The sequence below is a fragment of the Gordonia sp. NPDC127522 genome (assembly GCF_042672305.1).
Taxonomy (GTDB): domain Bacteria; phylum Actinomycetota; class Actinomycetes; order Mycobacteriales; family Mycobacteriaceae; genus Gordonia; species Gordonia hongkongensis.
The window spans coordinates 1-19,834 of the sequence record NZ_JBHXVK010000028.1 but is presented as its reverse complement, the minus strand read 5'-3'; the positions used below and the strand labels follow the sequence as shown (position 1 = coordinate 19,834).

Genomic DNA, 19,834 nt, shown 5'->3' with positions numbered 1-19,834 from the left:
ACCCGGGACCTCGTCGTGTCACCACGTGCGAGTCCGCGCCGACCGGATCGGCCCGACGCGGACATCTAGACTCACAGACTACCCGGCGTTCAGCCGAGTGGAAGGTCGTGACCACGGCATCTCACGGGCACCGGGACCTCCGAGGAAAGTCGACGATGCCCACTTCACCTTCTGTTCACCACGCGCGTTCCGAGCGGAACGAACCACCGTCGCCCACGGGACTCGGTCCGAACGACTTCGCCTTCGTCGCCGAGGTCGGGGTGCGCTGGTCGGACATGGACGCGTTCGGACACATCAACCACGCGCGGATGGTCACGCTGATGGAGGAGGCGCGCATCGCGTGGCTGTTGAGCGCCGGCGAGGACTACGCCCCGCTGATCACCAGCGCGATGATCGTGCACGTCGACATCGGATACCAGGCCCAGCTGCGTCACGATGACTCGCCGCTGCGAATCGGGATGTGGATCAAGGGTTTCCGTTCAGTGGACTTCACCATCGGTTACGAGATCCGCAGCGGCGATGCCGACGACGCCAGTCGGCCGGCGTGCGTGGCGAGCACGCAGATGGCCGTCATCGACATCGAGAAGCACACCCTCCGGCGGCTGTCCCCCACCGAGAAGGACTACCTCAGCACGTGGTCACGACGGCTCGTAGCGAGCGGGTAACTCGCGCGGCACCGCCGGCGAGATCCGCGCGATGTTGCCCTGCAACACATCTCGATAGATGCGCAACTGCTCTTCGCCGCTGCGGACCTGTTCGGTGAGCCGTTTCGCGTTGTCGACGGAGATCTCGCGGTCGCCCGATCGCGCGATCAAGGCGTCGATGCGGTCGTCGAGGGTGGCCGCTTTGTTGTACTCGGCGAGGACCTGCAGCTCGACGGCCGCGGATTCGACGACATGCGCGACCTCGCCGAGCGCCTGGACACGGTCGATCAGTTCGGTCCACACCGGTCGCAGTGTCGTCTCACGCTGATCGATCTGCGCGGCGAAGGTGCGGTCGAAGCCGCCGTTGCGCTTGGCCCGGTCGAGGTCGATGCGTACCGCCCGCAACGCGATGACGTCGGCGGCGATCTCGGCGACCTCGGCGTGCAGGTTCACCTGGGTGCGCTGGACCTCGAAGTGGTCGGAGCGCCAGGCGGGGTTGCCGAGGATGCGGTCGTAGTAGTGACCGGTGATGAACAGCAGCGTCTCGTAACCGTCGACGAAGGCCGCGGTGCGGGGGGCGCCGGTCTGAGTCGCTCCGCCCGGCGTCTCGCGCACGCCCGACAGGAACTGGTCCGCCCACTGCCCCGCCTGCGAGTTGCCCGACTTCGCGGCGACCTGCCCCACCACGCCGGCGATCCGGTCGAACGCGGCGGTGCCGGCGCGACGGACATAGCTCGACGCGTTGACGTTGGGGGTCGGGGTGCACAGCAGCCCGGCGAACAACCGGTCTCGTTCCTCGATCTCGAGATAGACGTTCTCCCGTCGCTCGCGTCGGATCGCCCGGGTCCCCGACGCGAACACACCCTTGCCGGCGACGATCTGCTTGCGTGCGTCCTCGCGGCGTCGTTGCAGGCCGTTGAGCCTGTTGCGCATCACGGCCGCGACCACACCGGGCACCACCGGACTCGACAACTGGTGTTCGATCTGGACGATCGCGCGCTGCAAGCGGCGCAGATCGCCGAAACCCGCGGACATGGACGGCATCGGCCGACCGGTGGAGATCCGGCGCACCACGATGGCACGACCACCCGGGGTGAGGTATCCGGACGCGATGAGCAGCGCCGCGGTGTCCGACAGTTCGCGCCGCTCGCCCGGTACCGCCGAACGATCGCACCACTCGCGGATCTGTTCGCTCGTGCGCGCGGGCATCAAGCGATGTCCGCGGGAACTGCTGTCGACCATAACGCCGCCTTACCTGGAGAATCGGTGTCCGCGCCCGTCCACAGACACCGATTTCGATGCTACCCGCGGGCGACGACCACCCGGTGTGGTCGACGTCTCGCCTGCCTGTCGCACCGACGGAACACCCCCACGGGTGTCACGATGGCCACATGACAGTTCCCTCGGATGTGTCGGGACCTCGCGGCGTCGAACGCATCCGTGGTCAGATCTGGCGGAACGGCGACCCGGTGGATGGCTTCGACCTCGAGGAGATCTCCACCTGTCTCGACAATCCGGAGAAGTTGATCTGGGCGGATCTGGAAAGCCCCACCCACGAGACCCTGTCCCGGTTGGCGGCCGAACTCGACCTCGACCCGTTCGCGATCGAGGACACGGTCGCGGCAGCCGAACGGGTCAAAACAGTCACCTACACCGGGCACACCTTCGTGATGGTCTACGCGGTGTCGCTACACGACGGCGAGTCGCCGGCCGACGACCGGGACGACGACGATGATGACGGCTCCGCGGCCACCGACTTCCGCGCCTCCGCGAACGGCCGGGCGCGGATGTTCGACCTGCACCGCATCTCCATCTTCGTCAAGCGCAACGCTCTCATCACCGTGCGACCGACCCCGGCGCTCGACATCGACGAGGTCATGCGGCGATGGTCGGACAGCGGCGCCACGCAGTACGGGATCGGCGCGCTCGTGCACGGACTGCTCGACGTCGTCGTCGACGGCCACTTCGACGCCGTGCAACGCCTCGACGACGAGATCGAGGACCTCGAGGCACTGCTGTTCGACGAGCGCATCCCCGGCCGCGAACTGCAGCGCCGAACCTACGACCTGCGCAAGGACCTCGTCGTCCTGCGACGGGTGGTCCTGCCGATGCGCGAGGTGATCGCCGGCATCCAACGACGGCGGTTCGACAACCACGCGCCACCGGAGCTCGACCCGCATTTCTCCGACCTCTACGACCACGCGCTCCGGGCGTCGGAGTGGACGGAATCGTTGCGGGACATGATCAGCACCGTCTTCGAGACCAACCTGACCCTCGCGGACGCGCGACTCAACACCGTCATGAAGAAGCTGACCGCGTGGGCCGCGATCATCGCCGTGCCGACGGCCATCACCGGTTTCTACGGACAGAACGTGCCGTTTCCCGGTTTCGAGCGACTACTCGGTTTCATCACCAGTACGACGCTGATCGTCGTCGTGGTCGTCGGCCTCTATCTGTCGTTCCGGAAACGCGATTGGTTGTGATCGCACAGGATGCGTTGTCCCGCAACGGGTGTGATTCGTACACGCGGACATTGCGGGTTTCGACATGAAAGCGGTTGACCACGTGCGCGTTTGATAGCGTATGGGCCAGCCCACCGACGGAAGGCACCGATGGAGTCACCCGCGATCACGATCGACGGTCTCACCAAGCGATTCGGCAGCCTGACCGCGGTCGACGACCTGTCGTTCACCGTTGCCCCCGGTCGCGTCACCGGGTTCCTCGGACCGAACGGTTCGGGCAAGACCACGACCCTGCGGATGCTCCTGGGCCTGGTCGAACCGACCGCCGGCCGGGCACTCATCGGCGACCGCCCGTTCCGGGAGATCCCGCGACCCGCCCAGCACGTCGGCGCGGCGCTCGAGGCGTCGAGCTTCCACCCCGGTCGCACCGGACTCGGGCACCTGAAGGCACTCGCTCCGCAGGTCGGGGTCCCGACGTCGCGGTGCCGGGAAGTGCTCGACTTCGTCGGACTGGCCCAGGCCGCCGAGCGCCGCGTCGGCGGATATTCGATGGGCATGCGGCAGCGCCTCGGCCTGGCCACCGCGCTGCTCGGCGATCCGCAGATCGTCCTGCTCGACGAGCCGGCCAACGGCCTCGACCCCCAGGGCATCGTGTGGCTGCGCGGGCTGCTGCGGTCGCTCGCCCGCGAGGGACGGACGGTCCTGGTCTCCAGCCACGTGCTCGCCGAGGTGCGGAGCACCGTCGACGACGTGGTGGTGATCGGCAACGGCAAACTGGTCCGGGCTTCCACGCTCGCCGACTTCGAGGCGCTGGCCGAGCACTCGGTCGTCGTGCGGACGCCGTCGCGGGCGTCGTTCGTCGCACTCGCAGGCGAGCGCGGGTGGAAACTCGAGGACACGCATGACGGCTTCCGGGTGCCCGGCGTGAGCGCGGCCACGGTCGGGACGGCCGCTTTCGGCGCGGGCATCGAACTCCACCAACTCGCCGACGTCGGCGCCGATCTCGAGGCGGTCTTCCTGCATCTCACGAAGTCATCGGACGCACCGACCAGTCATTTCTCCGGCGGGTCAGCCGATCCCGGCCCGAACGCGGCACCGACGTCGTCGGGGGCAGTCCGATGAGGGCCGCCCTGATCGCCGAGTACCGCAAGTTCACCTCCACGCGGATGTGGTGGGTCCTGCTCATCGCCATGGTCGCCTACCTCGGGTTCATCGGTGCGGCACTGGCGTTCTCGATGACGACCGAGAACGCCATGCAACAACCCACGACCCTCGTCGGCGCCGATCTGGCCCGCTCGATCTACGCCCTCACCAGCCCGATCGGTTACGTGTTCGCGCTGGTGATCGGCAGCCTGGCAGTGACCGGGGAGTTCCGGCACAAGACGATCACCGCGAGTCTGCTCGTCGAGCCGCGACGCGGAATCCTGTTGGTGGCCAAGCTGATCGCCGGCATCCCGATGGGACTCCTCTACGGCGTCCTCGGCACTCTGGCGGTCGTCGCGACGGCGGCACCGATCCTCGCGACGGTCGGGGACGGCGCGTTCCTCGGCGACAGCTCCACCCTCGAGGTGATCGGCCTGTCGATGCTGGTCATGGTGTTGTGGACCGCGATGGGTGTGGCGTTCGGCGCGGTGGTGTCCAACCAGGTCGCTGCGATCGTGATCCTGCTGGCCTTCACCCAGCTCGTGGAACCGATCGCACGCATCGCGCTGGCGACCTTCGACGTGACGTCCTCGGTGTCGAAGTTCCTGCCCGGGTCGGCTGCCGACGCCCTCGTCGGCTCCAGCTTCTTCGCCACGATGGGTGGTGGCAGTGACGACCTGCTCCCGCAATGGGCCGGCGCCCTCGTCATGCTCGCCTACATCGCCGCGTTCGCGGTCATCGGTCGGTACACGACGTTCCGCCGGGACATCGCCTGACGGTGCCCGCGGCGCTCACGCCGGTCGCGGGACCGCCGACGAGAGGCTCTGTCCGATCCACGACGGCACGTCTCGTGCCACCTCCGCGGCACCGTGGATCTCGACGCGGTCGGCGGCGAGCGCGAGACGCCAGTCGATGTCGCCCCGCCAGATCTCGGTGAGAGTACGCAGATCGGTCATCACTGTGGCGTCGAGTTCGTAACCGGGGTCGAAGTCGCACACCTGCGCCTCACCACCCGCGACGACCAGCCACCATGTGCTCGCCTTGCCGATGACATCGCGAAAGACGAACTGCACCATGGTGCGTCGTCGCGGCCACCGGTCGACCGGGACGGTGCGGTGCATGTCCCACATGAGCAGATGCGGGTCGAGGTCGGCGTCGCCCAGCTCGCCGATCCAGCGGATTCCCCACGCGCCCAGTGCCTCTACGACCGTGGTGAGCTCCTCACCCATCGTCGTCAGTGTGTACACCGAACGACCGCCGACAGTACTGCGGTTGATCACTCCGGCCCGTTCGAGACTGCGCAACCGCTTGGTGAGCAGCGCCGGCGACATCTTCGGCACCCCGCGCCGCAACTCGTTGAAATGCCGACTGCCCAAGAGCAGTTCGCGGACGATGAGAATCGTCCAGCGCTCGTCGAGCAACTCCATCGCCTTGGCCACCGGACAGAATTGTCCATACGATGTCATCGCAGCCTCCCCACTGCTGGTCGAGCCGGCGCCGCCTCTTGCTGGTTGAGCCGGCCCGGAGCGAAGCGAGGCGCCGCCTCTTGCTGGTTGAGCCGGCCCCGAGCGAAGCGAAGCGCCGTGTCGAAACCTCCGCCCCGACCCAGTACACACCCGTCGCCGGCTGATGACCAGTACAGAAACTGAACTGCCGCCAGTACAGATGTTGGTCTAGAGGACGGGTCGGGCTTCGTCGGATGCTCGTTGTGTCCGGTCACGGACGACCACCATTCGACGACTTCGAGGGACCGCCATCATGACCACGACCCATCCCACCCCGTTCGACGCCGAGATCAAGGCACGCCATCGCAAGCTGTGGGCGTCGGGCGACTATCCAGCCGTCGCCGACCTCATCGCGCCGCTGGGCCGACGCCTCGTCGACGCATTGCACATCACCGCCGGGGACAAACTCCTCGACGTCGCCGCCGGCGCGGGCAACGTCGCCGTACCCGCCGCTGAAGCCGGCGGGCATGTCGTCGCCAGCGACCTCACACCCGAACTGCTGTCCGTGGGCGAAGCCCGGCACCGCGACCTGCCGATCACCTGGCGCACCGCCGACGCCGAAGATCTCCCGTTCGACGATGACGACTTCGACATCGCGACGTCGTGCGTGGGCGTCATGTTCGCGCCGAATCACCAGAAGTGCGCCGACGAACTCGTACGAGTCGTGCGTCCCGCCGGACGGATCGGCCTGATCAACTGGACTCCAACGGGATTCATCGGTGAGTTGTTCGCGGTGATGAAGCCGTACGCCCCGCCACCGCCGCCCGGTGCGCAGCCGGGGCCGCTCTGGGGCGACGCCGACCACGTGCGGTCGCTGTTCGGTTCAGCTGTCACCGACCACGAGTTCGTCACCGAGACCGTGGCGATCAGCGAGTTCGACGACGGCGGGGCGTTCCGCGACTTCTTCAAGGCGCACTACGGACCGACCATCATGGCGTACCGCAACGTCGGTGACGACCCCGCGCGCGTCGACGAACTCGACGCCGCCATCGCCGCCCACGCCGACCGCTACCTCACCGACGGACGGATGGAGTGGGAGTATCTCCGCGCGGTGCTGACGGTCGCGTGAGCCACAACCACCGCTGGTTGAGCCGCAGCCGCAACCGCAACCAACGCTGGTTGAGCCGGCACCGAGCGCCAGCGAGGCGCCGAGTCGAAGCCACCCGGCAACCACAACTGCCCGAGCCACAAACCACCGCTGGTTGAGCCGGCACCGAGCGCCAGCGAGGCGCCGAGTCGAAGCCACTCGGCGACCACCATCGATCAGGGACGCGGGAGCCCCGGATCACAGCTCGGCGTACTCGACAACCAGCGGGGCGTGATCGGACAGCCGAAGGTCCGGCGACGCCTCCTTGTCGACCACCACCGCCCGCGCCCGCCGGGCAAGCGCGGGCGAGGCGAGCTGGTGGTCGATGCGCCACCCGACGTCCTTGACGAACGACTCTCCCGCCCAGCTCCACCAGGTGAGCGGTCCGGGACGGTCGCCGTGCAGGGCGCGGACGACGTCGACGAGCCGGCGCGGACCGGTGATCTCGCCGAACCAGGCCCGTTCCTCGGGCAAGAAGCCCTCCATCTTGCGGGCCGCGCGCCAGTTGGTGACGTCGTGTTCGAGGTGTGCCACGTTGAGGTCGCCGAGGAGCAGGAACTCCCGGCCGGCGCGGCGGGCGGCGAGCCGGTTGCGCTCGAGTTCACGGGTGAACCCGGCCAGAAAGCGTTGCTTGCGTGCGTATTTGGCGCCGCCGTCGGGCGCCTCGCGCATCGAGCCGGGACGTTGCAGCTCGGCCGGGAGTCCACCCTTGGGCAGATACAGACTGGCGACGGTCAGCGGACGATCGGCGAGGTCGACCTCGACGTAGCGACCCTCGTGAGCGAAGGCGGGCAGACCGCGAGCCTTCGGCGGATGAGTCAGCCACGTGCGCACCGCGGCCGGCTCGTTTCTGGTGAGCACCGCGACGCCGTTACGTCCCGCGATGGAGCCGACGTCGACCGCTGCGTGATAACCGTCGAACTCTCCGACGTCGTCGATGCCACACCGCAACTCCTGCAGTCCGACCACGTCGGGCTGTCGCCCGGCGAGCCAGGCGTCGAACCCACGACGGCGCGCGGCGCGGATCCCGTTGACGTTGAACGACGCCACGGTGAATCCACCGGCGCCCATGTCCCTACCTTCCACGTCTCGGGGCCCCAACCGGTAGGCCGGGCGTTGCACGAAAAAGCCCCCACCCGGGTGAGAGTTGAGGGCCCTTGGCGGAAGCGGAGGGATTTGAACCCCCGGTGGTTTCACCCACGCTCGCTTTCAAGACGCGGGCGACTACAAACCAGTTCGCCTGCCAGAATTTACCCTGATCATTGACTTCGCACGTTCGGGGCCGCCGACCCGCAGCGTGCGACACCGCCCTGATGTGTCATGTCTGTGTCAGATCGAGTCGTGCGCAGCACCGTCGACAAACTCGCCGTGCGATCGCCGGCCATACGGTTCCACCCAACTCGCAAGGCGGGTCAGTATGTGGCGCAACTGGCGCTAATATGCAGGGCATGGAGCGCTCGATCACGACATGGTCGAGAACCCGTCAGCAGGGGTCTGAATCCTGGCCTCGTCAGGCATCAGGCCCAGTATGGGGCGCCTGGGACTCAAGGCCTCGCCTCAGGTGGACGTGCGGTTGTTCCCGATCTTGTGCCCCCACCGCCCCGGGCCGTCCAGCCAGTCGTGAGTGGCCATCCGTTCTGAGACGCCGTCTGAGTTCGGATCACCGCCTGACTTGCGGCGATACCACCTATGAAGGACACCATATTCTTGTCGCTGGCCAGCGGATGCCCGTCGATCGAACCGAGCCGACCACATTGAGAGCTCGGCCATCATGGCAGCTCGTCGGTGCCTGAGAACCGGCGCAACTGCGCGCAGACAGCGACGAGGACGCGTAGATGATCGGCGGGATGGGACAAGCTGCAACAGTACCGACTACATTAGGCTCGATGCGCGAACCTCCACGGAGTCCGCGACTTTGCGGATGTTGTCTTGCGCCGGTCGCGGTTGGGCTGACTGCCTATTTCGCCGCAGCGATTGAGGGCAACCCGTTCGGCACTGCACGAACGGGCCCTCGTCCGATACGGTACGACCATGTCGTCTCCCACGGGACAGCCTGGTCAGACACCAATCGACTTGCAGATCCTCGCTCAACGAGTGTTCGGAAACCCCGGCGAGGGACTGGTATCAGATTCAGCGCTGCGGTCCTCGATGGGGGACCAGGCGCTGCTCAAAGGCCTGGTCGGCGAGCGCAAGTCCCATGAACTGTTCATCGCTGAGCTCGCGCGCTTCAATGCAGCAGCCGGAATACAGATCGTTCATGGTCTCCGATATCCAGGCACCGAGCACGCCGATATCGACCACGCCCTTGTCTGTGGCGACCGGGTATTCCTGATCGATTCGAAACTGTGGATGCCTGATGACTACCGATGGTATGGCGATGTCATCCTCGCTGGGCCAATTGACAACCCACGCCTTATCCGGAGCAGTTTTGGCGATGCCGTCACGAAGTTCGCGGCCCTCGTGGCGCCGGCGAAAGTCAGCGCAGCAATCCTCGTCCACGCCAGCAGGCCCGGGCGGCTCACCGTCGACAACACCCTCGCTGGTCACCACCCGCCCATGCGACTCGCCGAGGATGGTCTCGGCGACGTGCTCTCGTGGCTGGGGGCGGGCATCCCGAGGAACGGCAAGGACGTTCACATCCAGCAATACCAGCAGTGGCAAACGTTCACGATGATGCGTGTTCTCGAACAGAAGGCAGGAACACCGCAAGCCCACAGGCTCGAACAGCACCGGGCAATGCTGCGGGCTCGCGAAGAGCAGCGTGCGTTGCAGGCGCAAGCTCGCGAAGCCCGCCAACAGGCAGCCAAAGACTGGCTGGCCAACCGTAAAGTCAAGAAACAGAGACGAAAAGCGGAACTCGCTCAAAGCCAGCAACAGTTTGAGCAGGACAGGCGGCAGCGCCGCCAGGACCAGGTACTCAGGATGCAACACGACGCACTGAACAAAGAGCGGCCCGGCTTAAAACGTAAGTATTGGTAAGTGTTGGCCGCGACCAGGCCAGAATTCGTACGCCGCAGGCCTCCGCCGGACGAGCCTATGCCGACGCTATGCCCCGTTCGTACTCGCAGATTTCCCGTGCCGCAGGTATTCCCGTGGCCACCCCAAAGGCGTGTCTATGGGCCGCCATAGCTCAGGTGGTAGTACGCTGCTCGGACGATAAGCATGCACGCCCTTCAGTCAATGATGTGGGCTTTGCCCTCTCGAACCGCCGCATCGTGGAGACTGATTGTGGCGTCCCTCATGCTGTACCCCTGGTCGAGGTAGTCCGCGGTCATGCGGCCGAGTCCCTTCGATGCAATCAAGATCGCGGAAGCTCCAGTTCAGACGTGACCAAGGTTCTGTTGCAGAGGACTTTCCCTGGTGGATGACTCTCAAATGCACATCACTGCTTCCGAATTCGGTGTCACCCGACAAACCGCCGCGAGTACCGGCTGGGTCGGCTGTCGACCGAGCGGATCTGCCGCCGACGGTGAGACCTGTGTTCACCACAGCCGCCGCGGTGGCGGGATGATGGCGGGATGAGTGGGCAGGCATTTGCAACCGGTCGGGTAGCGGTGGCGACTGCTGCGTCGCGTGTGACTGGGTTTGTGCGTACGGTCGTGCTGGCCGGCATTCTGGGGGCTTCTGCGGTCGCTGATGCCTACAACGGCGCGAATACGTTCCCGAACATGGTGTACGCGGTGCTGCTGGGCGGGGTGTTGTCCAGCGTGGTGGTGCCAGTCCTTGCTCGATCCCGGCTTCGCGGCAGAGTCGATGACGAGACGTTCGTTCAGCGGCTGCTGGTCGTATCGGTCCTCGGGATGCTGACGATCACTGCCTGTGTGGTGGCGGCGGCTCCGTGGATCGCCGGCGCGTTCGTTGCCGAAAGGCCACAACACGACTTGGCCACTGCGTGGTCGTACATGTTCCTGCCTCAGGTGTTCTTCTACGGCCTGGCCGCCATGGCCACTGCAATTTTGCAGGTCCGGAATCGGTTCGGAGCGCCGGCGTGGGCGCCGGTGGTCAACAACCTGACCGTCATCGCCACCGTGGTTGTGTTCGTAGCGGTCCCGGGGCCCGCGGTCCTCACCCCGAGCACGATCAACAGCACTCAGCTCGCCGTCCTGGGCGTCGGTACGACCCTGGGCATTGTCGGACAGGCGCTGTGGTGCGTTGCGCTTCTGCGTCGCAGCGGTTTCCGGTGGCGCTGGCGGGTCCGGCTGCTCCCATATACCTGGCGTCCGGTAGTCGTCGGCTCCTCGATGGCCGGCTGGGTGTTCGTCTACGTCGCCGCATCACAGGTCGGGGTCGCAGTCGTCACCAGGGCGGCTTTCGACCACCAGAGTGTGTCGGCGTACACCTACGCCGACCTGTTGCTTCAGATGCCCTACGGCATCCTGGCGGTGTCGATTCTGACCGTGCTCACCCCGCGGATCGCGAACGCAGTCGCGGCCGACCACACCGCCACACTGCGCGCGCAACTACGAACAGGCGCACGCTATCTGCTGGCGCTGTCGATACCTGTGGCCGGCGCGCTGGCCGTCTTCGCACCCACCGCCGCCACCCTCGTGTTTGTCGGCAACATTGGCTCCGAGCAAGCGCGCCAGATCGGCCAGGCCGTCGCCGCCAGCGCCTTCGGACTTCCCTTTCTCGCGCTGGTGATGCTGCAACTGCGGGTGTTCTACGGGCAGGGTGACACCCGCACGCCCGCGCTGATCAATGTGGCCATGGTGTCGGTCAAGGTGTCGACCATCACGGTCGGCATACACGCACTCAACGGGATTCCCGTCGTTGTGGTCCTCTGCGCCAGCGGAGCACTGTCGTACCTCGTCGGCGCGGTGGCCGGGCACCTGATCCTGCGCCGCCGCTACGGACTCCTCGGATTCCGTCGAGTCGCTGAAACCTCCGCCCGGGCCGGGCTTCTCACCCTCTGCGCAGCCGTCTCAGCGCTCGGGACGATGTGGGCCGCCGACCAGAGCAGTCCAACCACCGACACAGTCATCACCAACATCCTCACGCTGGCTGCCGGCGCTTTCCTCAGCACCTGCGTCTTCGCCTATCTCCTACGGATAGTGCGCATTCCCGAGGTCACCCACGCCGGTCGCCTCGCGATGCGCCTGGCCAGCCGATGAGATGCCAACAGACACCAGAGGTAAAGGCGATGTGGGCACCGGGCCGACCAGGTTGGGGGCAGACAGCAAGATGCACCGCCGGAATATGTAGGCACAGCGACGTTCCTCACCACCAGCCCGCCCGTGCGGTAGGTGGAAGGAACTGTGGTGCTACTTCGGCGATTCCGTTCAACGCATCTTGGACTCGCTGATGCAAGGCGCCGCCTTCGGCCCGCCAGTACGCGGGGTCGACGCTCTCGCCTGCCCAGGCGTCGTTCCATGCGCGAAGATCATCAGCCAATGCCTGTTCCAAGCCGAGATTCTCCGGCTCCGCAGGATAGTTGTCGGTGAACGTTTCCCACAGCGGTCCGCCCACCCACTCCGGGAACATGCGAATCAGACGCAGGCCGTCGGGCAGAACCACCGGTTGCGAGTGCTGAGATCGGGCCGCCAAGTAGCGCAGCTGCATGTCCGTGCGGGCACGCCACTGCGCATACGATCTCGCAGCGATGCGGTAGTCATAGCCGTGCAACCACGTCAGAGTCGCGCCCGCTGAGGCTGCGTCAACGGTGGCTAGCGACCACAAAGCGCCCTGACCGGTGAAGTAATAGCCGGCATCGTCGATGACATCGGTGACATCGCAATCCCAGTAGTCGGTGATCTCGAGACGGTACTGCGATCCTTCAAAGACGAAGCCGAACAGCCGAAACCGCGCTTCGGCACCGTCCCAGTGCGCGCGGTACTCGGTGACCTCATCGTTCTTCATACGCGAACACGCTACTGTGACCGCGGCGGCGAAGCGGGGCGGGGACTGTGTGGCTACTGAGCTGGAGCTTTGGACAATGAGACCTTGGTCGGTGTTGGAGTTCGCACGGTTGGAGCGGGCCGAATTTGCGGAGATGGCGGCCGGGTTGTCGCCGTCGCAGTGGGATATGCCAAGTCTGTGTGCGGGATGGTCGGTGCGCGATGTAGTCGCGCACACAATCGCCTATCTCGGCCAGTCTCGTACTCGTCTGACAATCAATATGTATCGCGCGCGAGGGGATCTTGATCGTCTCAACGCTGTCGAACTCCACCGATTCGCGGCTGCCGATCCTGCGAAGCTGGTGCGGTTGCTGCAAGCGGGCATCGAACCGGCTGGCGCCGGAGCATTGTATGGCGGGCGAGTGGCGTTGATCGAGTGCATGGTTCACCAGCAGGACGTCCGGCGGGCCGTCGGGTTGCCGCGCTGTATCCCACTCGACCGGGTACGCGCGTCACTGAACTACGCGCGGATCAGTCCGGTCATCAGGGGTGCGCGCCTCGTGCATGGTGTCCGGCTGTCTGCCACAGACATGGACTGGACGATCGGGAATGGTCCCGAAGTTCGTGGGTCCGGCGAGGCTCTGTTGCTGACAATGACTGGACGAGGGCCGAGCGTCCGCAACGAACTTACCGGTGACGGAGTTCCTCTGATCACGTGAGAAGTACAGGTCGTGTAGATGCAGTCACAGATTCGCTGTTGTTCGAAGCTGGAGCGTCCTCTGGGCAGGCAGTTCACCGATCACCGGTGCGTTCGGACCGGTCACTCGTCGACACATGCGCGTCGTCGCAACTGGTTGCGCAGCAGCTCCAACTCTTGGTCGACCGTTGATCGACCCCGCAGTACCCGGCGGGCGGCATCGACATCGGCCGCGGTTGGCGGCATGCCGGCCATGACGTGGCCGGCAGTTACTGCAGCCAGGATCTCGTCCTCGGTACGGGCGCGGCTCGGATGTGATGCTGTCATCACGGATCAGGATGCCTGTCAGGGCGCGTCCCCGCCACTCGCCTCCATGCCTCGTGGTGACGCGAGCATTGTCAGCACGTGGCACATACGGCTGCGCCCCGGTCAATCGAGACGGTTGGCCGGGGCGCAGGTCATATCCGGGCGAGGATCACCAGGTGAGCTGAGGCTGCTTCGTTGGGGACTGGTAGGTGCGGAATTCCCAGCCCTTGAAGCTCTGGGTGCAGGCCGTCGCACCGAGGTTGGGGTTCTGGGCGAGGACCGCGTTGCGGTTCGCGTCGCACGCGATGAGGCCGCCGTAGGTGTAGGTGGCGGCCTGTGCCGGCGCCGCGGCCAGGCCACCGGCGAGCGCGGATGCGCCAATACCGGCGACGACGGCACCGGCTGCTACAGCGACGCGGATCTTATTGGTAGTGCTCAATCTGGTGTGCTCCTTTTATTTCGTCGTACGAGAGGGAATTTCACATACAGTCGCTGCGTGGGCCATACTGATTGCGCAATACAGATAATCTCGACAAACGAGCCATCCGGGGGTCGCTACAAAACATCACACGCAGCAGCAGTAGCAGTAGCGCGAAGTCAGTTCTCGCATCCTAGAATCGGCCGCCAGTGCCGATCCTATTCCCTTGCTTCTTGATCTGGCAATGCCGTTTGTAATGGCCCTGCGGAACTCGAGAATTCACGTCTGCCAGTGCTTCTCGCTCAGACATTCCGTAGCCAGTGATGTATCCGACTGCTTCGGCTGGTCCCTTCCCGTTCCCGATCCGGACAAGTTGGCACGTAGCCTCGTAGAGATCAGCGGCGACATAGGTGATGCCACTCACCCTGTTTGGGTGCAATTGGCCGCCGACGACGACCGCGTCTGCGGGTCCAGCTACCGATACGCCCGTCGCTATACCGACGCCTACGATGACCCCAACTCCCCACAGCTTTTTCATATCCCCGACCCTAATCCTCTCTAAGTGTTGAAAATCAACCCAGTCATCCACGGAATCGCGTCTGCTGTCCTACCCCGACTGAGCTGGTCTAGATACTCTCGGACTGCGGCTTCAGCCGCGACTAGCTCGGCATCCGAAGCGAATTCCCAGATCAGTCGATACCCTTGTTTCGAGTGGATGGTCGATTCGCCCGGATGCTCGGCTTTCCATTGCTCTATTAGTGCATCTAGGACTGCAGTCGAGGTGTCAACCACGGCTGGAGGATTACTTGCTGGCCCCACTACTAAAGCCAAAGACTCTCCAAGGCTCTCTGCCTCGTTCTGTTCTCCGTACAAGTCAATTGTCAGTTGAGCCATAGCGATGAATTTACGCCCCTATATCTGTGTTCCGCCCGCCACCCTCAGCACTGAGACTTTCGAACGAGCGTTGTTCCCACACCTCACGAACAATGACCACCAAGCTGACACCGCCTGTGCAGATGGCGCAGGTGGCGACATGGAGCATGTTGCGGCACATTGGCGGTCAGGGGAGGTTGAATGATCCGGCCTCGGGCACCTGGGGTACCGGTTCGCCGAGGACGAAGGCTCCGCCGGGTAGCGGGGCCTGGTCTTCGTTGTCGTCGCCGTCGGGCGATGCTCCTGGTGGCGGGCCGGCGGGCACCATCTCGGTGATGGTGGTGTTGTAGGTGGTGCTGCCGCCGTAGACCGGCGGGTCGGTCGGTTCGGTGGGATCGGTCGGTTCGGTGGGATCGGTGGGCACCGTGGTGGTGGTGTCGACGGTGTGACGGTCGACGACCACGCTCGGCTGTGGACCCGCCGGCGCTCCCATGCTGGCCCCGCCGGCGACGATCGCCGCGGCGATCACACCGGCGCCCAGGACTGCGGGCACAGCGAACCGCACCCAGCTGCGACCGGTCGACGTCGAGGTGGTTTCCTCTGGGAGTCGGTGGCGCCCGGCAGGATTCAGGTTATCGATCATGGCGCGCTACACCTTCCAGGCGGGACCGTAGGTGACGACCTCGGACGATCCGGCGCTCGTGCGGACGTTCATCTTGGTGTACTGGCGGATGGTGACCGGGCCGACGGCGCCCTTGACGATCATCTGGACGCCGGCGAAGTCGGCGTAGGCCAGCGGCTGTCCCATCGAACCCTTGACCAGCGGTACGGTCTTGATGCCGCCGTGCTCGACGGTGAAGGCCAAGGTCTGTGCCGGGATGACGTTGACGGTGGCGTTGAGGTCGCCGTCGACCGGGCTCGGATCAACCGGCGTGGGCGCCTTGATGCGGATGTTGCCGCCGACTGACAGGCTCGGAGTGCTCAGGGTGATGTTGACCCCGGTGGCGGCGAAGCTGACCGGGTAGCCGACCTGGTAGCCGGATTCGAAGGTGGCGCCTTGGATCAAGGTTCCGCGCGGGCCTTTGATGGTGGCCTTGGTCTGTCCGCCGAGGAACACATCGCGGCTCATCGGCGAGGAGTCCAGCGGTTGATAGGTGCGCATGTGCAGCTTGCGTTGCTCCACGGCGAGGTAGATGCCGTCTTGGGTCTTGTGGTAGCGCGAGCTGCCGACCGCGTTGGCGGTGCCTTGCACTCCTACCGAGAGCGCGATGATGAGCGCCAACGCACCCATCAGAACACGAATGGTCCGTCGCCGGATCATGAGAGGTCTCCCCTTGTCTATCGGTGCACACCAACGTCTGGGAGTCCGAATAGACGGCGAGAATGTGGGCGCGTGTAAACGCTGCCCGATCCCCCCGTGGGTAACAGTGGATTCCCCGAAATTCGCTGCACCTTGCTGATTCTGTGATGAAAGCTAGCACAGCGAGACGAGATGACTGTCGTCGTATCACAAGTGAGGCGTAGGTCACGCCACCGCCGGCCGAACGGCGGCCCCGGCGCATGTCGTCTGCTCGGACGACATACGCCGGGGCCGTTGAGGATCGGTCAGAAGTACCAGTTGACGATCGTGCCGAGACCGGCGCCCTGGAACTTGATCTGCGGCGAGGCCAGAGCGTTGCCCCAGGCCAGCGGCAGGCTCGTTCCGCGCTTGCCGAAGCCGAACTCCGACCAGCGCTGCGCCCCCGGGTCCACACCCGACGGGTTGGTGAAGTGGAGCGCCGAGGCGTGCACCGGGGTGGCGTCGGATACTGCCTGGTAGGAGTAGGTCACGGAGTAGTTGTTCGGGGTGCCCGCGTGCGAGCAGGAGCCGGTGCTGACCGGGCCCCACGCGCCGCCGGGCGGGGCATAGCCGCTGCCGCCGCAGCCGGCGACCTGGTGCTTGAAGTCGTCGAACGCCGGCAGGACCGGCGCTGCGGAGGCCATGGCCACACCTGGAACCGTCAGGGCGACACCAGCAACCGCGAGGGTCGTGATGCCACGGGTGAGGGTTGTGCTGAGTTTGTCGAACACTGGCATGCTTCCTTTCAGAGAACTGCTGAAGGGTGATGCACTGTTCAGGGGCGCACCGCGATCCCCCGATCGGTGCTTGTTACCCGCGCTTCACCGGGGCGGGTGGTGACCTCCTTTCACCCGTCGAGCCGGCACACTCGCGGATGGTCTTGGTAGAGCTTGACCAGCCCGACTTGTGTTCCGGTTTCGGTCTTTCCGGCGACCGTGACGGTGCCGGTGGTCTGTACGCGAACCTCGGTGCGGGTGCGCCCGGAGAGGTCCACGGTGGTGATGGTGACCGGGGCGGCGCGCATCGCTTCCAGCGTTGCGGCGCGTTCGCCGGGCGCGCTCTGTTGCAGTCGTAGTGTCGCCGAATAGATGTCGTCGCAGGACAAGGCGAGCATCGCGTCGAGGTCGCCGTCGTTGCGGGCCTGGTAGTAGGAGCGCACGGTGTCGCGCACAGCGTCGTCATCAGCGACCGGCGGCGTCGCGGCGCACGCCGTTGCCAGGCCCGCAACGGCGGCGGCCGCGGCCGCGAGCACGAACGCAGCCACCCGGCGGTGCGGTCGCAGCGACGGTTGATCCTGGGTGTGTTGCTGCACTTAAAGGTCCTCTCGCACCGCACTATTTGGGCGTTACGCGGAGAACTCGAAATCCACCACGGCCATCGGAACCCGCGCGTTACGCGACGCCGGACGATGGGTCCGTGTGGGTGGAAGAGGCCCCCGCACCTTCCTTGTGGGACTCAGGCTCGCGGCCCCGCCGCGAACCTAACAAATCCCTTCCCGCTGGCGCACCTGGTGTCGTCCGATCGGCGCAATGAGCATGCAGTCATCTCACTTCACGGGAGCGCCACCGGTGAAGCGCAGATTCGGACAGGTGTTCCACATTTTGCGCCATCTCGCGGATGTTGCTGTCGCAGGCGTCTTTTTGAGCGAACCGGTGTTAGGGTCGGCGTGCTCTGGTCGGGCTCATCGAGCGGTCATCGCGATGTCGGTGGCCGTCGGCTGAACGACTGGCGCGGTTATCCGCCGAGGTTGTTAGCTTGGCGGTGTCATTACTCGGGGATACTGACATGGAGGTTCACAATGAGGAAAACAGCAGCGGCACTAGTAATGGGTGCGGCGGCGGCCGGCGTTCTGTTCGCCACCGCACCGGCCGCAGAGGCGAGCACCCATCCAGACCAGAAGCAATGTTTAGAGGCCGCCCAGCGCGAAGAGCAAGCCCGCATCAATGCCGGCGACATGCTCGTCCCGTCCTACGGCTGCAAGCAGTGGCCGGACGGTAGTTGGTACACCACCCCGGTCAAGCCAGCTGGTTTTCCATGATCTAACCGCCTGGGACGGTCGCGACTTCGTGGCCGTCCCAGCGGCTCGCCTTCCTCCGTCACGCGAGTTCTGGTAGACCACTCACAGAATTCAGATGGAGCATTTCGTTCAGTTCGTTCCCTCGACCGCGATCCCCTGCCTCACCATTGAGACTGACGGTGCAGTACAACGGCGATCTGACAACGAAGGAGCATCTTGATGGCACGAGTGAAGGTTGGACTGATCGGAGTTCTCGCTGGCCTCGGAATGGCGGTGGGTCTGCCCGTGCTGGCTGTCGACGCACCCGCCTCGGCGAGCCCGACGACCATCAACTGCCAGCCGATTCAAACCGGAAGCTACAACCCCAAACCGGGCGTCTACACGCACCGCTGCACCGTAATCTCTCAGCGGGGCATGATGGTTGAGACCTTCTACGGCTGAAAGGTGAGACGGTGAATGAGCCACCACGGTTACACGTCACCCAGCGCGCCATCCTCACCGAAGACGACAACGGCATCTGGACAGGCCGCTACGGCGGAGAGGACTGGTCAGTCACCGCCGATTCCAGAGAAGGTGCGCTCGAGCGTCTGCGGAGCACGCTGGAGTCCTTACTCGACGACGAGGATCGCCATGCCCGCATCATCGCGCTCGGCGAGCAGACGGCCGCCGGCGGTCACGCCGAGGAGGGCTTTGACGCCCAGTTCATCAGCCGTGAAGCGTACGAGGACCGGATGATCGACACCATGGAGACTCACTTCGAGGACTGACCGGATACCGTGCCTTCCGCTCGTTCACCTCACCTTCGAATGCTGGTAATCCGGCGCTAGATTTGATCGCGGATGTGTCCGATCCTGCAGTCACGGAAGCCATTAGGCAGCCTGAAGATTGAAGGCGACTCCAGACCGATTAGAAGAGTCTGGTCCTGCAGCTAACTTCAGAGGCTGGATACGAGCAGGGTTGGGTAGCGAAGCTCACCATGCCGGACCTTTAGCGCGGCCGGGAGAAAGGTGCTTTGCCCACAGTTCGCTCAGAAGTGCGATTGCAACCGGCATCATCATGACGCTCGGCTGGCCCGCGGTTGCAGTCGTAATCGGTGTAGACGGATGCACACCCATGGGGGTGACAACCTACGCAACCGGTTCTCACGCAGTCGAGATGTGCAACGGCCAGTTGACATACACACAGTTGTGAGTCGGACTCGAAAGCACGTTAGGGTGCCCCGCCTATGAGGAAAGTGCGAGTCACTGGTGAGGTCTCAGCGCTCGGTCCAGTGGCACGATTCGGACGCAATGGACGGACCCTGGGAAGCTACTTCGCAGATGCGGCTGGCGATCTCAGCTTAGTGGCAACCGGTCCGTGGGGCACCAACCGAACAGTGTCACTGCAACCATTTTCGAAAGCCGCGCCGGACTTCTGGCAGGTCCCCGATAGCCGGTCCAGGCAGTTCTAGAGCCAGTTTCTTCTAGCTGTCGGTCAGTCGATCTCGCAGCCCACAGGGTGGTGCTGGTG

General features: G+C 65.0%; 21 protein-coding genes. 11 read left to right on the top strand and 10 right to left on the bottom strand.

Features of this window, described 5'->3' with window-relative positions:
- Positions 1-155 precede the first annotated feature (155 nt).
- On the top strand, positions 156-665 hold the full coding sequence (locus ACFVHY_RS23705; protein WP_390275809.1) for an acyl-CoA thioesterase: 510 nt from the start codon (positions 156-158) through the stop codon (positions 663-665).
- Here ACFVHY_RS23705 and ACFVHY_RS23700 read toward each other — a convergent pair.
- Positions 639-1,886, bottom strand: coding sequence for a hypothetical protein (locus ACFVHY_RS23700; RefSeq protein ID WP_269553536.1), 1,248 nt, complete (start codon positions 1,884-1,886; stop codon positions 639-641). The two genes, ACFVHY_RS23705 and ACFVHY_RS23700, sit on opposite strands and share 27 nt — an antisense overlap.
- Before the next feature lie 149 nt (positions 1,887-2,035).
- On the opposite strand from ACFVHY_RS23700, the gene ACFVHY_RS23695 reads away from it, so the two are divergent.
- The 3 genes from ACFVHY_RS23695 to ACFVHY_RS23685 all read left to right on the top strand — a co-directional run bounded on the left by ACFVHY_RS23695 (position 2,036) and on the right by ACFVHY_RS23685 (position 5,025).
- Positions 2,036-3,127 (top strand): magnesium transporter CorA family protein, encoded by a 1,092-nt coding sequence (locus ACFVHY_RS23695; RefSeq protein ID WP_390275808.1) that lies wholly within the window; start codon positions 2,036-2,038, stop codon positions 3,125-3,127.
- A gap of 129 nt (positions 3,128-3,256) precedes the next feature.
- Complete coding sequence (locus ACFVHY_RS23690; RefSeq protein WP_390275807.1) at positions 3,257-4,228, top strand: ABC transporter ATP-binding protein; 972 nt, start codon at positions 3,257-3,259, stop codon at positions 4,226-4,228.
- The gene (locus ACFVHY_RS23685) at positions 4,225-5,025 is read left to right on the top strand and encodes an ABC transporter permease subunit (RefSeq protein ID WP_058250975.1); all 801 of its coding nucleotides are present in this window, start codon (positions 4,225-4,227) and stop codon (positions 5,023-5,025) included. The genes ACFVHY_RS23690 and ACFVHY_RS23685 overlap by 4 nt, the downstream gene beginning before the upstream one ends.
- Before the next feature lie 15 nt (positions 5,026-5,040).
- Here ACFVHY_RS23685 and ACFVHY_RS23680 read toward each other — a convergent pair whose 3' ends face one another.
- On the bottom strand, positions 5,041-5,715 hold the full coding sequence (locus ACFVHY_RS23680; RefSeq protein WP_390275806.1) for a winged helix-turn-helix transcriptional regulator: 675 nt from the start codon (positions 5,713-5,715) through the stop codon (positions 5,041-5,043).
- A 292-nt stretch (positions 5,716-6,007) separates the two neighbouring features.
- Here ACFVHY_RS23680 and ACFVHY_RS23675 point away from each other — a divergent pair, with 292 nt between their 5' ends.
- On the top strand, positions 6,008-6,823 hold the full coding sequence (locus ACFVHY_RS23675) for a class I SAM-dependent methyltransferase (protein WP_390275805.1): 816 nt from the start codon (positions 6,008-6,010) through the stop codon (positions 6,821-6,823).
- Positions 6,824-7,039: 216 nt separating this feature from the next.
- Here ACFVHY_RS23675 and ACFVHY_RS23670 read toward each other — a convergent pair whose 3' ends face one another.
- The gene (locus tag ACFVHY_RS23670) at positions 7,040-7,912 is read right to left on the bottom strand and encodes an exodeoxyribonuclease III (RefSeq protein WP_390275804.1); all 873 of its coding nucleotides are present in this window, start codon (positions 7,910-7,912) and stop codon (positions 7,040-7,042) included.
- Between the two features lie 960 nt (positions 7,913-8,872).
- Between ACFVHY_RS23670 and ACFVHY_RS23665 the strand changes: the two genes are divergently transcribed.
- Positions 8,873-9,820 carry an NERD domain-containing protein gene (locus ACFVHY_RS23665; protein WP_390275803.1) on the top strand — a complete coding sequence of 316 codons (948 nt, stop codon included), beginning with the start codon at positions 8,873-8,875 and terminating at the stop codon, positions 9,818-9,820.
- A gap of 539 nt (positions 9,821-10,359) precedes the next feature.
- Positions 10,360-11,952 (top strand): murein biosynthesis integral membrane protein MurJ, encoded by a 1,593-nt coding sequence (gene murJ, locus ACFVHY_RS23660; protein ID WP_390275802.1) that lies wholly within the window; start codon positions 10,360-10,362, stop codon positions 11,950-11,952.
- A 106-nt stretch (positions 11,953-12,058) separates the two neighbouring features.
- On the opposite strand, the gene ACFVHY_RS23655 is transcribed toward murJ, so the two are convergent.
- A complete protein-coding gene (locus ACFVHY_RS23655) occupies positions 12,059-12,697 on the bottom strand; it encodes a hypothetical protein (protein WP_390275801.1) in 639 nt (212 codons plus the stop codon).
- Positions 12,698-12,788: 91 nt separating this feature from the next.
- Between ACFVHY_RS23655 and ACFVHY_RS23650 the strand changes: the two genes are divergently transcribed.
- Positions 12,789-13,394 carry a maleylpyruvate isomerase family mycothiol-dependent enzyme gene (locus ACFVHY_RS23650; protein WP_390275800.1) on the top strand — a complete coding sequence of 202 codons (606 nt, stop codon included), beginning with the start codon at positions 12,789-12,791 and terminating at the stop codon, positions 13,392-13,394.
- Positions 13,395-13,495: 101 nt separating this feature from the next.
- Here ACFVHY_RS23650 and ACFVHY_RS23645 read toward each other — a convergent pair whose 3' ends face one another.
- The 6 genes from ACFVHY_RS23645 to ACFVHY_RS23620 form a co-directional block, all read right to left on the bottom strand.
- Positions 13,496-13,699, bottom strand: coding sequence for a hypothetical protein (locus ACFVHY_RS23645; RefSeq protein WP_390275799.1), 204 nt, complete (start codon positions 13,697-13,699; stop codon positions 13,496-13,498).
- Positions 13,700-13,847: 148 nt separating this feature from the next.
- Positions 13,848-14,117 carry a hypothetical protein gene (locus tag ACFVHY_RS23640; protein ID WP_390275798.1) on the bottom strand — a complete coding sequence of 90 codons (270 nt, stop codon included), beginning with the start codon at positions 14,115-14,117 and terminating at the stop codon, positions 13,848-13,850.
- A 1,039-nt stretch (positions 14,118-15,156) separates the two neighbouring features.
- Entirely contained in the window at positions 15,157-15,612 is a 456-nt protein-coding gene (locus ACFVHY_RS23635; RefSeq protein ID WP_390275797.1) for a hypothetical protein, read from the bottom strand.
- 6 nt (positions 15,613-15,618) lie between these two features.
- Complete coding sequence (locus tag ACFVHY_RS23630; RefSeq protein ID WP_390275796.1) at positions 15,619-16,290, bottom strand: MspA family porin; 672 nt, start codon at positions 16,288-16,290, stop codon at positions 15,619-15,621.
- Between the two features lie 284 nt (positions 16,291-16,574).
- Positions 16,575-17,045, bottom strand: coding sequence for a hypothetical protein (locus ACFVHY_RS23625; RefSeq protein ID WP_390275795.1), 471 nt, complete (start codon positions 17,043-17,045; stop codon positions 16,575-16,577).
- Between the two features lie 110 nt (positions 17,046-17,155).
- On the bottom strand, positions 17,156-17,620 hold the full coding sequence (locus tag ACFVHY_RS23620) for a hypothetical protein (protein WP_390275794.1): 465 nt from the start codon (positions 17,618-17,620) through the stop codon (positions 17,156-17,158).
- 486 nt (positions 17,621-18,106) lie between these two features.
- Between ACFVHY_RS23620 and ACFVHY_RS23615 the strand changes: the two genes are divergently transcribed.
- From ACFVHY_RS23615 to ACFVHY_RS23605, 3 genes are all read left to right on the top strand, one after another.
- The gene (locus tag ACFVHY_RS23615) at positions 18,107-18,346 is read left to right on the top strand and encodes a hypothetical protein (protein WP_390275793.1); all 240 of its coding nucleotides are present in this window, start codon (positions 18,107-18,109) and stop codon (positions 18,344-18,346) included.
- Between the two features lie 198 nt (positions 18,347-18,544).
- Positions 18,545-18,766 (top strand): hypothetical protein, encoded by a 222-nt coding sequence (locus tag ACFVHY_RS23610; RefSeq protein ID WP_390275792.1) that lies wholly within the window; start codon positions 18,545-18,547, stop codon positions 18,764-18,766.
- A gap of 11 nt (positions 18,767-18,777) precedes the next feature.
- The gene (locus ACFVHY_RS23605) at positions 18,778-19,092 is read left to right on the top strand and encodes a hypothetical protein (protein ID WP_390275791.1); all 315 of its coding nucleotides are present in this window, start codon (positions 18,778-18,780) and stop codon (positions 19,090-19,092) included.
- Positions 19,093-19,834 lie beyond the last annotated feature (742 nt).